Here is a 14,225-nt window from a genome sequence, read left to right as displayed (position 1 = left end):
CGTGACCGCGTTCAGCGCGTTGTAACGGTACGCCTGGCGACAGCCATCCGGGTTTATCTGCTCCGCCAGACGGTCCAGCACATCATGGCGGAACCGGTAGCACTCCCCGTTCTCGTTTGTGAGGGTGGTCAGCCGTCCGTAGGCGTCGTACCCGAATGCCGTCCTGCGCCCCATCGCGTCCGTCCGGCTGCGCACCCGCCCCTGCCCGTCTCGTTGCCAGCGCGTTATCCTCCCCATCGGGCTGGTATACTTCACCAGCCTGCCCGCCGCATCCGGCTGGTAATGCGCCGTGCGGCCGTCCGCCAGTATCACCTCCACCAGGTGACCGCTGTCGTCATACCCGTAGCGCGTACTGTGGCTCTGCGCGTCTGTCACCCGTATCAGCCGCGTGCGTTCGTCGTAGAACCAGGTCGTCTGCGAGCCGGAACAATCCGTATGCCGCGTGAGCTGCCCGTCTTCGTTCCACTGAAGGTATTTATTCCCCCCACGGGCATCGGTTATCTGTACCACCTGGCCGTGGCGGTCATACTGATACCGGGTGTTCTGTTGCAGCGGGTCGGTCACGGCAAGAAGATTGCCGCGTTCATCGTACTCACAGCGCCAACTGTTCCCCGCTGCATCCACTTCCGTTTCCGGTTCGTGCCATACCGGGTGCCACTGTGTCTGTGCCACCCGCCCCAGCGGGTCGTGCGTCTCCGTGATATGCCCCAGGCGGTCATACACATAGCGCCATTTGCCGCCCTGAGCGTCGGTCATCCCCAGCAGCAGTCGTTCTTCGTCGCTCCAGCGGAACGTCATCACCTGCCCGGCTTCGTCCTGGTACGCCGTCACCTGATTCTGCGCATCCCACTGATGAAAGCGTGTCCGGCCCGCCCCGTCTGTCACACATACCACACGTTCAGCCATCCGCCAGTCCAGACGGTATCGTGCGCCACTGTCGGTATGGTGGCCCGTCACGCGCCAGCCTGCATCATCCGGCCCTTCATACCAGCCCCACTGGTAATAATATCCTTCGCCGCCGGGCTGCCGGTGCAGCGTCATGCAGTTGTTTTCGTCGTAAGCAAACTCACGCAACAGGTGCCCCGTGCTGTCGTGCACGCCGTTCAGGTGGCCAGCCTCGTCATAGTTGTAACGACGCAGCAGTAAAGGTGCAGTATCAGGGAAATGCTGATAAATCTGTGTCACCCGCCGGGGATGCGCCGCCAGTTCGTAATACAGACGGATGCACGGACGCTGCTGTTCGCCGCGGATTTCAGTGATGCGCCCCCGGTCGTCGTAGTACAGATTCAGACAGTTGCTGTTACGGTCGCCCAGCATTTTCAGCCGCTGGCGCTGCGGGTGATGCGGGTCGGCTTCAAACAGAAAAAAATGTCCATCATCGCTGCTGATAAGCCAGTGCCCCTGCTCACCACGCCGTACTGCCAGTCCTTCACCGGGGCTGTAAAAACCGCTCCCCGGCAGCACGGCTTCCATATCCAGCCGTCGCCCCATACCCGACACAAAGGTCATGCAGTTTTCGTCCGCGTTACCCGGTGTGCGCACGAGGCTGACTTCATACATCACGCTCCAGCCCTGACCGAACATCCCATCCGTGCGTTCGTCACGACTGCTGTACACACGCTGCCAGTCCAGCGGAAAGTGGCCCGGCAGGCTGAAATCGAAGTCATCATCATCAGCCAGGTATTTGGCCCCGGTGGCGGCGTTGACCGGATGCGGGAGGGCGCTGATGGCCTTCTGCGTCATCATGCTCATCCCGATACCGGCAGCAAAACAGGCGATTTTAGAAAGCATTTTGCCCGGGCGAAGAAACATCAGCGCCACGGTTGCCACCAGGGTTATCTGCGACCTGCCGCTTCTGATATCCCTGACCACCAGTAACGGACCGCCAATGCGGACATCCGGTGACACAAACGCCCCGTCCCCCGGCGCATTCACCACCCTGGCCTCGCAGGTACAGCGTGCCCCGCTGCGTGCCGCTGGCTGACTGTTGACACGCACATCCCGCGCACCTTCCGCGATATATTCCGCCGCGGGCGGTTCGTCATCACCTTTGAACAGATTACTGATACTACCAATAACCGCATTCACTCCCTGAAAGGCGGTTTCCAGCAGACCGTCCGGACTCAACAGGTTAAGGGCCGTTCCCAGAGGGTCATCCAGAAAGGCGGCTTTTTTTTGTGCGAGTAACTGAGTCAGTGAGGAAGGATGTTTATGGCAGTCGATTTTATCGTCAGGGGTCGGGGTGGAGCCAGGTGCCGCACTGGCCACGGTGGGCTGCCATAGTTCCGACACAAAATGTGTCACGCCATCCACCATCTCAGAACGCCCTTCTTCTGTACTGAGCTGGTCGTGCAGCGCCCGGGACATCAGAACAGGTCCAGTCACCGGATGAACCGCCAGGGCTATTGCCCCCGCCATTTCCAGATATTCCCCGGCCACATCCCGGAACGTTCTGGCGTCCTCCTGACGCTGCGCTTCTTCCTGTTCCGCCTTCGCCTGCGCTTCCTGCGCCTCAATCTCCTGCCGCGATGCCGCTGTGGCCGCTGCCCGCGCGGCAGGTTTGCTGTTGATCAATGTGTCACCAGAGCCGGTGAGGATGTAACCTTCAATCTGAGGCGGGAAAAGCATATCTGCGAGGTCTGAACAGGCTTCGCTGACCGTTTCTGTCACGCCGGTGTACACCATCGCCACACCCGCCACAAAACCGGTCAGCAAGACAGCCGTGCACCCCATCGTGATCCCTACTGACGCCGCCAGTAACGAGGTTGCGCCGACAATGAGGGCATCAATAACGACATTTGCGGCCACTTCCAGCACCGCCCCCAGCACATCTGCCATAAACGACGTATGCAGCAGGGCATCACCCTGCCTTGCCGCCCAGAATGCATCTTCCATGTCCCGTTCCCTGTGTGATTAATGCGTCCTGGTTTCCTGCCGTATCCTGAAGCGCAGATTCTTTTTAATTTCAGCCCAGCGCGTCATGTCTGCCGGGGTCAGCGGTGTGGTTCTGGCGTAAGTGAAGGCCATCATGACCCGCTCACCCGGCAATACAAATGCCACCTGACACTGATACACCTGCTCGTTACCCCGGAGAAACTGGCTCTGTATCTCCAGCCCTTCCTCAGCGTCATTAATCCCCACGCGGGTCACCTGCACGGGCGTGTGGTGCAGTTCCCTGACCTGCTTTTCCAGCTTTTTCATTTGCTGTTCAACCTGAGAGGCTAATTCGTCTCCTTCCTGCATCTGACCCCGGCTGATAATGAGTGCAGCGTCGGGATTGCTGAGCCGCAACATATTAATGGTACTGTCCTGAATAATATTCCCGGTGAAAGTTATAACTGTCTCATTGAGGTAATATTCCGTCATAATGGCATGAGTCCTTTTTAATAAACGAATTATTTTTTGATGGGTTTTTATTTATTTTTTAGTCATGAAGGTGACGTCTATTGCTGCTTTGTCGCTCATTTTTATCTTTCCAGCAACAATCACTAAGAATATCAAATAATTATCAATAGTTACGACGACTGGAACGGATACATAGTTATATATTCGATAATTCAATTATATTCAGCGTGTAAATAAAACCACCAACAACAGACACGCTACCGCCTCCATATAAAAATGGATGCCTTATAAAATTGAGTTCTTACATAGAAAAGGCTGAAATATTGTGTGTTTTTAATTATCAACTAAAAATACAATATCTTTTTATTAACACCAATACACCTTATCGCATTAGATTCATTAACAATGAATTATTCTTAATATATCAATAAAGTATATATTACTCTCTTTACTATCTACTTTTATTGAAGTAGCGATATTAATAGCAAAATTCGGAATTTATTTAGATGCTGGAGTGAGCAAAAGTGATAGCGACTTTCTCACTTTACACTGAAGTTACAGGAAAGAGTGTAATGGGGTATCCAACCTAACCAGAGATTTCTGACGATAGAGCCGCTTAGAGAGACAATGAGGATAACCGCATTCTGAGTTACCCTTTTAAAAGGGTACTAGCGAAACTTGAAGATAAAACAGTGATGAAATGAAGGCGTCATGAGATCCGTTGATACAGAACGCCTAAGCCAGCCCCGTATACAAGGCTGGCTTAAATGTGCTAGCAATCAGTAAAAATCACCGGTTGCCTTTTCGGCTTGATCCATCCACACCGGTTTATCGCTGGTTTTCGACCAGACGCGGTGCAGGTAGCTGTAAAAGCGGGCGCGGTCTTTCCAGAAAAGCATGAAAGGCAGCGCCAGAACGCCCGCTGCAACCGCATAAGTACGGCGTAAAAAGATAAGCCATGCAGGATATTCTTTATAGAGTTCCATACTTTTCTCCCCCTTTTTTGTATCTACCCGGTGAATGACACCGGAAAAATGAATTCGTTTATCTGATGAAAATAGTACCGCCTTTTGTGTAATTTTACTACTCATCCGACCACTTATTTTTGCTTATTGATGGTTTATTTACATTCACCGTGTAATTAAGTTACATAAAAGTTAAAATGATACTAACCATTAGTTAAATCATGGCTTTTGCCATTTTTATACTTTTTTTACACCCCGCCCGCAGATTTTTGCGAAATCTTTGCAGCCACAATTCTACCCTTCCGGTATCACTTTTAGGCCACTGGAGGTGCACTGTGAGTGCAGGCGTGATAACCGGCGTGTTGCTGGTGTTTTTATTACTGGGTTATCTGGTTTATGCCCTGATCAATGCGGAGGCGTTCTGATGGCTGCGCAAGGGTTCTTACTGATCGCCACGTTTTTACTGGTGCTGATGGTGCTGGCGCGCCCTTTAGGCAGCGGGCTGGCACGGCTGATTAATGATATTCCTCTTCCCGGAACGGCAGGCGTTGAACGCGTACTCTTTCGCGCACTTGGCGTCTCTGACCGTGAGATGAACTGGAAGCAGTATCTGTCTGCCATTCTCTGCCTGAACCTGCTGGGACTGGCGGTGCTGTTTTTCATGCTGGTCGGTCAGCACTATCTGCCGCTTAATCCGCAGCAACTGCCGGGTTTGTCGTGGGATCTGGCGCTGAATACTGCTGTCAGCTTTGTCACCAACACCAACTGGCAGTCTTACAGCGGCGAAACAACGTTGAGCTATTTCAGTCAGATGACGGGCTTAACGGTACAAAACTTTCTTTCTGCCGCCAGCGGGATTACGGTGATTTTCGCCCTCATCCGCGCGTTTACCCGCCAGAGCATGAGCACACTGGGCAATGCCTGGGTCGATCTGTTACGCATCACGTTATGGGTGTTAGCCCCAGTGGCGTTGTTGATCGCCCTGTTTTTTATTCAACAAGGTGCGCTGCAAAACTTTCTGCCTTATCAGGCTGTGACAACCGTTGAAGGGGCACAGCAATTGTTACCGATGGGGCCGGTGGCTTCTCAGGAAGCGATCAAGATGCTCGGTACTAATGGCGGTGGTTTCTTTAATGCCAACTCGTCGCATCCGTTTGAAAACCCGACCGCACTGACCAACTTCGTGCAAATGCTGGCGATCTTCTTGATCCCAACGGCGCTTTGCTTTGCCTTTGGCGAAGTGGCGGGCGATCGTCGTCAGGGGCGCATGTTGCTGTGGGCAATGTCGGTGATTTTTGTCATCTGCGTGGCCGTGGTGATGTGGGCAGAAATTCAGGGTAATCCTCATCTGTTGGCGCTGGGCGCAGACAGCAGCATCAATATGGAAGGTAAAGAGAGCCGTTTTGGCGTACTGGTCAGTAGCCTGTTTGCGGTCGTGACTACGGCGGCTTCCTGCGGCGCAGTGATTGCGATGCATGATTCGTTTACCGCTCTCGGCGGCATGGTGCCGATGTGGTTGATGCAAATTGGTGAAGTGGTATTCGGCGGCGTGGGTTCTGGCCTTTACGGCATGATGCTGTTCGTCCTGCTGGCGGTGTTTATTGCCGGGCTGATGATTGGTCGCACGCCGGAATATCTGGGTAAAAAAATCGACGTGCGCGAGATGAAACTGACTGCGCTGGCGATTCTGGTTACCCCAACGCTGGTGCTGATGGGCGCGGCGCTGGCGATGATGACCGATGCCGGTCGTAGCGCCATGCTCAACCCTGGCCCGCATGGTTTTAGCGAAGTGCTGTACGCCGTGTCGTCCGCCGCCAACAACAACGGCAGTGCCTTTGCCGGATTAAGCGCCAACTCACCGTTCTGGAACTGCTTACTGGCGTTCTGCATGTTTGTCGGGCGCTTCGGGGTGATTATCCCGGTGATGGCGATTGCCGGTTCGCTGGTGAGTAAAAAGAGCCAACCCGCCAGCTCCGGTACACTGCCAACGCACGGCCCGCTGTTTATTGGCCTGTTAATCGGCACCGTGTTGCTGGTTGGCGCACTGACCTTTATCCCTGCCCTGGCGCTTGGTCCGGTGGCGGAATATCTCTCCTGATGATATTGAGTGAGCACTGAATATGAGTCGTAAACAACTGGCGCTATTCGAACCCACACTTGTCGCCCAGGCGCTGAAAGAAGCGGTGAAAAAATTAAGTCCGCAGGCGCAATGGCGCAATCCGGTGATGTTTATCGTCTGGATCGGCAGTCTGCTGACCACCTTTATTAGTATCGCGATGGTGAGCGGTGCGATGCCCGGCAATGCGCTATTTAGCGCGGCAATTAGTGGCTGGCTTTGGGTCACCGTGCTGTTCGCCAATTTCGCAGAGGCGCTGGCGGAAGGCCGCAGTAAAGCGCAGGCCAACAGTCTGAAAGGGGTGAAAAAAACCGCCTTTGCTCGCAAGCTGCGCGAGCCGAAATATGGTGCTGTGGCAGACAAAGTTCCGGCCGATCAACTGCGTAAAGGCGACATCGTGCTGGTAGAAGCGGGCGATATTATCCCTTGCGATGGTGAAGTTATTGAAGGTGGCGCATCGGTCGATGAGAGCGCCATCACCGGGGAATCGGCACCGGTGATCCGTGAGTCCGGCGGCGATTTTGCCTCCGTCACTGGCGGCACGCGTATTCTTTCTGACTGGCTGGTAATTGAGTGCAGCGTTAACCCCGGCGAGACGTTTCTGGATCGGATGATCGCGATGGTGGAAGGCGCACAACGACGCAAAACGCCGAACGAGATTGCCCTGACCATTCTCCTGATTGCCCTGACCATCGTCTTTTTACTGGCAACCGCAACGCTATGGCCATTTACCGCCTGGGGCGGTAACGCAGTCAGCGTGACGGTACTGGTAGCGCTGCTGGTCTGTCTGATCCCAACGACTATCGGCGGCTTGCTGTCAGCTATCGGCGTCGCCGGGATGAGCCGGATGCTGGGCGCGAATGTGATCGCCACCAGCGGACGTGCAGTTGAAGCTGCGGGCGACGTGGACGTCCTGCTGCTGGATAAAACCGGCACCATCACCCTCGGTAACCGCCAGGCATCAGAGTTTATCCCCGCGCAGGGCGTGGAGGAAAAAACGCTGGCCGACGCCGCACAACTGGCTTCGCTGGCCGATGAAACGCCGGAAGGCCGCAGTATTGTGATCCTCGCCAAGCAGCGTTTTAACCTGCGCGAGCGCGATGTGCAGTCGCTCCATGCCACCTTTGTACCCTTTACTGCGCAAAGCCGGATGAGTGGGATCAACATTGATAACCGCATGATCCGTAAAGGTTCTGTCGATGCCATTCGCCGTCATGTCGAGGCTAACGGTAGCCACTTCCCTGCCGATGTCGACCAAAAAGTCGATCAGGTTGCGCGTCAGGGTGCCACGCCGCTGGTAGTGGTGGAAGGTTCTCGCGTGCTGGGCGTTATTGCGCTGAAAGATATCATCAAAGGTGGCATTAAAGAGCGTTTCGCCCAACTGCGCCAAATGGGCATTAAAACGGTGATGATTACCGGCGATAACCGTCTGACCGCCGCCGCCATTGCAGCGGAAGCGGGCGTCGACGATTTCCTTGCCGAAGCGACACCAGAGGCCAAGCTGGCGTTGATTCGTCAGTACCAGGCGGAAGGCCGTTTGGTGGCAATGACTGGCGACGGCACCAACGATGCCCCAGCGCTGGCGCAAGCCGACGTCGCGGTGGCGATGAACTCCGGCACTCAGGCGGCGAAAGAAGCGGGCAATATGGTGGATCTCGACTCCAATCCGACCAAGTTGATCGAGGTGGTGCATATTGGCAAACAGATGCTGATGACCCGTGGTTCGCTTACGACCTTCAGCATTGCCAACGATGTGGCGAAATACTTCGCCATTATTCCGGCGGCGTTCGCGGCAACGTATCCGCAGTTGAATGCGCTGAACATCATGCGCCTGCATTCGCCCGACTCCGCCATTCTCAGTGCAGTTATTTTCAATGCCTTGATTATCGTCTTTTTGATTCCCCTGGCATTAAAAGGCGTGAGTTATAAACCGCTTACCGCTTCTGCCATGTTGCGCCGTAACTTATGGATTTACGGTATGGGTGGGCTGCTGGTGCCGTTTATCGGTATCAAAGTCATTGATTTACTGCTGACCGTTTGCGGTCTGGTGTGAGGTTTACCATGCGTGGATTACGTCCGGCATTCTCGACTTTTCTCTTTCTGTTATTGATTACTGGCGGCGTTTACCCGCTGCTAACCACCCTGCTTGGGCAATGGTGGTTTCCCTGGCAGGCCAACGGTTCGTTGATCCGTGAAGGTGATACAGTGCGCGGTTCGGCATTAATCGGGCAGAATTTTACCGATAACGGCTATTTTCATGGCCGTCCGTCGGCAACGGCAGAAATGCCCTATAATCCACAGGCTTCTGGCGGGAGCAATCTGGCGGTCAGTAATCCGGCGCTGAATAAACAAATAGCAGCACGCGTTGCTGCTTTACGAGCCGCTAACCCGGATGCCAGCGCGAGCGTTCCGGTTGAACTGGTCACGGCTTCGGCAAGCGGGCTGGACAATAACATTACCCCGCAAGCGGCGACCTGGCAGATCCCACGGGTGGCGAAAGCGCGTAATCTCAGCGTTGAACAGCTCACACAACTGGTCGCAAAATACAGCCAACAACCGCTGGTGAAATATATCGGCCAGCCGGTCGTCAACATTGTCGAACTCAATCTGGCGCTGGATAAGCTTGATGAATAACGAACCTTTACGTCCCGACCCCGACCGTCTGCTGGAACAAACTGCCGCGCCGCATCGCGGAAAGCTAAAAGTTTTCTTCGGTGCCTGTGCGGGCGTCGGGAAAACCTGGGCGATGCTGGCGGAAGCCCAGCGACTGCGGGCGCAAGGGCTGGATATTGTGGTTGGCGTGGTAGAAACCCACGGGCGGAAAGATACCGCCGCAATGCTGGAAGGTCTGGCTGTTCTGCCACTGAAACGCCAGGCGTACCGTGGGCGGCATATCAGCGAGTTTGATCTCGATGCCGCCCTCGCCCGCCGTCCGGCGCTGATATTAATGGATGAACTGGCGCACAGTAATGCGCCAGGTTCCCGTCATCCTAAACGCTGGCAGGATATCGAAGAGCTACTGGAAGCAGGCATTGATGTTTTCACTACCGTCAACGTTCAGCATCTGGAAAGTCTGAACGATGTGGTCAGTGGCGTCACCGGAATTCAGGTACGGGAAACCGTGCCCGATCCTTTTTTCGATGCCGCCGACGACGTGGTGCTGGTGGACCTGCCTCCGGACGATCTGCGCCAGCGCCTGAAAGAAGGCAAAGTCTATATTGCCGGGCAGGCTGAGCGCGCCATTGAACATTTTTTCCGCAAAGGCAATTTGATTGCCCTGCGCGAACTGGCGCTGCGCCGTACTGCCGATCGCGTAGATGAGCAAATGCGCGCCTGGCGGGGGAGTCCTGGCGAAGAGAAAGTCTGGCACACGCGCGACGCGATCCTTTTATGTATTGGGCATAATACGGGCAGCGAAAAACTGGTTCGGGCGGCGGCGCGGCTGGCGTCAAGGCTGGGGAGCGTCTGGCACGCTGTATATGTTGAAACCCCTGCCCTGCACCGCTTACCGGAGAAAAAACGTCGAGCCATTCTCAGCGCCTTGCGTCTGGCGCAGGAGTTAGGCGCAGAGACAGCAACACTTTCTGATCCGGCAGAAGAAAAAGCCGTAGTGCGTTATGCCCGGGAGCATAATCTCGGCAAGATAATTCTCGGTCGCCCGGCCTCGCGCCGCTGGTGGCGTCGGGAAACCTTTGCCGACCGACTGGCGCGCATCGCCCCCGACCTCGATCAGGTACTGGTCGCGCTTGATGAACCACCTGCGCGCACAATTAATAACGCGCCGGATAGCCGCTCTTTTAAAGACAAATGGCGGGTGCAAATTCAGGGCTGCGTGGTTGCCGCCGCGTTATGCGCCGTTATCACTTTAATTGCCATGCAGTGGCTGATGGCCTTCGATGCCGCTAACCTGGTGATGCTGTATCTGTTGGGCGTGGTGGTGGTGGCACTTTTTTATGGTCGCTGGCCTTCGGTGGTTGCCACCGTCATTAACGTGGTGAGTTTCGATCTCTTTTTTATCGCCCCACGCGGCACGCTCGCCGTCTCTGATGTGCAGTATCTGCTGACCTTCACGGTGATGTTAACCGTCGGGCTGGTGATCGGGAACCTTACCGCTGGCGTGCGTTACCAGGCGCGGGTAGCCCGTTACCGCGAGCAACGCACGCGACACTTATATGAAATGTCAAAAACGCTGGCGGTAGGCCGCAGTCCCCAGGACATCGCCGCCACCAGCGAGCAGTTTATTGCTTCTACTTTTCATGCCCGCAGTCAGGTGTTGTTACCTGATGACAACGGTATATTACTGCCGCTAACACATCCGCAGGGGATGACGCCGTGGGACGATGCTATCGCCCGCTGGAGCTTTGATAAAGGTCTGCCTGCGGGTGCGGGCACCGACACTTTACCCGGCGTGCCGTACCAGATTTTGCCGTTAAAAAGCGGCGAGAAAACCTACGGACTGGTGGTGGTGGAACCGGGAAATTTGCGCCAGTTGATGATCCCGGAACAACAGCGCCTGCTGGAAACGTTTACGCTGTTAGTGGCCAATGCTCTTGAGCGCCTGATGCTGACCGCCAGCGAAGAACAGGCGCGGATGGCCAGCGAGCGTGAACAGATCCGCAACGCGCTGCTGGCGGCGCTGTCTCACGATTTACGCACCCCGCTTACGGTGCTGTTTGGTCAGGCAGAAATCTTAACGCTTGATCTGGCAAGCGAAGGTTCTCCGCACGCTCGCCAGGCCAGCGAAATTCGCCAGCATGTGCTGAACACGACCCGACTGGTAAATAACTTGCTGGATATGGCGCGAATTCAGTCCGGCAGCTTTAATTTGAAGAAAGAGTGGTTAACGCTGGAAGAAGTCGTCGGCAGTGCGCTGCAAATGCTGGAGCCAGGTTTATCGTCACCCATCAACCTCTCTCTGCCTGAACCGCTGACCTTGATCCACGTCGACGGGCCACTGTTTGAGCGGGTGCTGATTAATCTGCTGGAGAATGCGGTGAAGTACGCGGGAACGCAGGCTGAAATTGGTATTGATGCCCATGTCGAGGGAGAGCAACTACAACTGGATGTCTGGGATAACGGCTCCGGTATTCCACAAGGTCAGGAACGGACGATTTTTGATAAATTTGCCCGTGGGAATAAAGAGTCAGCAGTGCCGGGCGTCGGGCTTGGGTTGGCAATTTGTCGGGCGATTGTAGAAATACACGGTGGTACGATCATCGCATTCAACCGACCGGAAGGTGGCGCTTGTTTTCGTGTTACACTTCCTCAGCAAACCGCTCCTGAACTTGAAGAATTTCATGAGGATATGTGACAAACGTTCTGATTGTTGAAGATGAACAGGCTATTCGTCGCTTTCTGCGCACAGCGCTGGAGGGCGACGGTATGCGCGTCTTTGAGGCCGAAACACTGCAACGTGGGCTGCTGGAGGCGGCAACCCGTAAGCCGGATTTGATTATTCTCGATCTCGGCCTGCCCGATGGCGATGGAATTGAGTTTATCCGCGACCTGCGCCAGTGGAGCGCGGTGCCGGTAATTGTGCTTTCCGCACGTAGCGAAGAGAGCGACAAAATCGCCGCGCTGGATGCCGGAGCTGATGATTACCTGAGTAAACCGTTTGGCATTGGTGAATTGCAGGCTCGTCTACGCGTCGCGTTACGCCGCCACTCCGCCACCGCCGCGCCCGATCCGGTGGTGACATTTTCCGATGTGGCCGTTGATTTGGCCGCCCGCGTGATCCATCGCGGCGAGGAAGAAGTGCATTTGACGCCGATAGAGTTCCGCCTGCTGGCTGTGTTGCTCAACAACGCCGGGAAAGTGCTTACCCAGCGCCAGTTACTCAACCAGGTATGGGGGCCAAATGCGGTCGAACACAGTCACTATTTGCGGATTTATATGGGGCATCTGCGACAAAAACTGGAACAAGACCCGGCCCGACCTCGCCATTTTATTACTGAAACCGGTATTGGGTATCGGTTTATGCTTTAGGGTGTTATTTGTCTGATGCGGCGAAAACGCCTTATCCGGCCTACAAAATAGTGAAAATTCAATATATTGCACCATTCTCGTAGGCCTGATAAGCGTAGCGCATCAGGCGGTCATAAGTAAAAAAGGGCGATCTTCCGACCGCCCTTTTTTTTACTTTATATGATTACGCGTTTTTCAGAACTTCGCTAACAATCTCAACCGCCTCTTTCTCGATCTGCTTACGATGTGCTTCGCCAAGGAAGCTTTCGCAGTAGATCTTGTATGCGTCTTCCGTGCCTGACGGACGCGCGGCGAACCAGCCGTTGTCGGTCATCACTTTCAAACCACCGATAGAAGCACCGTTGCCCGGCGCAGCGGTCAGACGCGCGGTGATTGGGTCGCCTGCCAGAGTGCTGGCGCTCACCATTTCCGGAGACAGCTTAGACAGCGCCGCTTTCTGTGCGGAAGTTGCTGCTGCCTGCAAACGGTTGTAGCTCGGCGCACCAAAGCGTTTTGCCAGCTCGTTGTAGTGTTCCTGCGGGTTTTTGCCGGTGACGGCAGTAATTTCCGCCGCCAGCAGACACATAATGATGCCGTCTTTATCAGTTGACCACGGCGTACCGTCGAAACGCAGGAACGAAGCGCCCGCGCTCTCTTCGCCGCCAAAGCCGAAGCTGCCGTCAAACAGACCATCCACAAACCATTTGAAACCTACCGGTACTTCTACCAGCTTGCGACCCAGGTCATTGACCACACGGTCGATCATCGCAGAAGAAACCAGCGTTTTACCGACGGCAACATCTTTGCCCCACTGCGGACGATGCTGGAACAAGTAATTGATCGCTACTGCCAGGTAGTGGTTCGGATTCATCAAACCTGCCGGAGTAACGATGCCGTGACGGTCATAATCCGGATCGTTAGCAAACGCCAGATCGAACTTATCACGCAGTGCCAGCAGACCCGCCATCGCACACTCAGAGGAGCAGTCCATACGGATCGCGCCGTCTTTGTCGAGGTGCATAAAGCGGAAAGTCTGATCGACCTGATCGTTAACGATGGTCAGGTTGAGATTGTAATACTCGCCAATGCGCTTCCAGTATTCGATACCGGAACCACCCAACGGATCGACACCCAGCGTCAGGCCAGCCTTCTGAATCGCCGCCATATCGACGATATCGGCCAGGCCTTCCACGAACGGTTGCACCAGATCTTGTTCTTTCACATGACCGGATGCCATCGCTTCGTCAAGGGAGATACGCTTCACATCTTTCAGGCCATCGGCCAGCAGTGCGTTGGCCCTGTCTTCCACCACTTTGGTGACGTTGGTATCAGCCGGGCCACCATTTGGCGGATTGTATTTGATACCACCATCTTCCGGCGGGTTATGGGACGGCGTAATCACGATACCATCTGCCAGCGGGCCACCTTTTTTGTTGTGAACCAGAATGGCATTGGAAACGGCAGGTGTCGGAGTGAAGCCATTATTTTCCTGCACAATGACATCAACCCCGTTTGCTGCCAGCACTTCCAGCACGGAAATGAATGCAGGTTCGGACAAGGCGTGAGTATCTTTACCCACATAGCAAGGGCCAGTGATGCCGTTTTTCGCACGTTCTTCGGCAATCGCTTGAGCGATCGCCAGAATGTGCGGCTCGTTAAAGCTGTGGCGCGCTGCACTGCCACGGTGACCGGAAGTACCGAATTTCACCGCGTGCTCCGCATTCCCTGCTTCTGGTTTCAGTACATAATATTGCGCCGTCAGTTGGGCGACATTAATCAAATCACTCTGTTGTGCAGGCTGGCCTGCACGATTGTGGATTGCCATTGCTTTGTCC

Annotated in this window: 10 protein-coding genes; 6 read left to right on the top strand and 4 right to left on the bottom strand. The window is 54.9% G+C overall.

Features of this window, described 5'->3' with window-relative positions; all coding sequences use genetic code 11:
* From A1SC_RS00030 to A1SC_RS00040, 3 genes are all read right to left on the bottom strand, one after another.
* On the bottom strand, positions 1-2,895 hold a 2,895-nt coding region (locus A1SC_RS00030; RefSeq protein ID WP_016263050.1), incomplete at its 3' end, for a DUF6531 domain-containing protein.
* An 18-nt stretch (positions 2,896-2,913) separates the two neighbouring features.
* Positions 2,914-3,366 (bottom strand): DcrB-related protein, encoded by a 453-nt coding sequence (locus A1SC_RS00035; RefSeq protein WP_000141610.1) that lies wholly within the window; start codon positions 3,364-3,366, stop codon positions 2,914-2,916.
* A gap of 758 nt (positions 3,367-4,124) precedes the next feature.
* On the bottom strand, positions 4,125-4,331 hold the full coding sequence (locus A1SC_RS00040) for a YbfA family protein (protein WP_000424791.1): 207 nt from the start codon (positions 4,329-4,331) through the stop codon (positions 4,125-4,127).
* A gap of 314 nt (positions 4,332-4,645) precedes the next feature.
* On the opposite strand from A1SC_RS00040, the gene kdpF reads away from it, so the two are divergent.
* The 6 genes from kdpF to kdpE are packed head-to-tail and all read left to right on the top strand — an operon-like array spanning position 4,646 to position 12,411.
* Positions 4,646-4,735: a K(+)-transporting ATPase subunit F gene (kdpF, locus tag A1SC_RS0122665; RefSeq protein ID WP_001272653.1), complete on the top strand. Its 90-nt coding sequence runs from the start codon at positions 4,646-4,648 to the stop codon at positions 4,733-4,735.
* Positions 4,735-6,408 (top strand): potassium-transporting ATPase subunit KdpA, encoded by a 1,674-nt coding sequence (kdpA, locus tag A1SC_RS00045; protein WP_000741116.1) that lies wholly within the window; start codon positions 4,735-4,737, stop codon positions 6,406-6,408. The genes kdpF and kdpA overlap by 1 nt, the downstream gene beginning before the upstream one ends.
* Before the next feature lie 22 nt (positions 6,409-6,430).
* Positions 6,431-8,479, top strand: coding sequence for a potassium-transporting ATPase subunit KdpB (gene kdpB, locus A1SC_RS00050; protein WP_000087925.1), 2,049 nt, complete (start codon positions 6,431-6,433; stop codon positions 8,477-8,479).
* An 8-nt stretch (positions 8,480-8,487) separates the two neighbouring features.
* On the top strand, positions 8,488-9,060 hold the full coding sequence (gene kdpC, locus A1SC_RS00055; protein WP_001515981.1) for a K(+)-transporting ATPase subunit C: 573 nt from the start codon (positions 8,488-8,490) through the stop codon (positions 9,058-9,060).
* Positions 9,053-11,737 (top strand): two-component system sensor histidine kinase KdpD, encoded by a 2,685-nt coding sequence (gene kdpD, locus A1SC_RS00060; RefSeq protein ID WP_016263049.1) that lies wholly within the window; start codon positions 9,053-9,055, stop codon positions 11,735-11,737. Before kdpC ends, kdpD begins: the two co-directional genes overlap by 8 nt.
* On the top strand, positions 11,734-12,411 hold the full coding sequence (gene kdpE / locus A1SC_RS00065) for a two-component system response regulator KdpE (RefSeq protein WP_016263048.1): 678 nt from the start codon (positions 11,734-11,736) through the stop codon (positions 12,409-12,411). Before kdpD ends, kdpE begins: the two co-directional genes overlap by 4 nt.
* A 163-nt stretch (positions 12,412-12,574) precedes the next feature.
* Here kdpE and pgm read toward each other — a convergent pair whose 3' ends face one another.
* Positions 12,575-14,215: a phosphoglucomutase (alpha-D-glucose-1,6-bisphosphate-dependent) gene (gene pgm / locus A1SC_RS00070; RefSeq protein WP_010380767.1), complete on the bottom strand. Its 1,641-nt coding sequence runs from the start codon at positions 14,213-14,215 to the stop codon at positions 12,575-12,577.
* Positions 14,216-14,225: the final 10 nt, after the last annotated feature.

The organism is Escherichia sp. KTE52 (assembly GCF_000408325.1).
GTDB classification, from domain to species: Bacteria; Pseudomonadota; Gammaproteobacteria; order Enterobacterales; family Enterobacteriaceae; genus Escherichia; species Escherichia marmotae.
The sequence above is the reverse complement of the archived record's forward strand: the minus strand, read 5'-3'. Positions and strand labels throughout refer to the sequence as shown.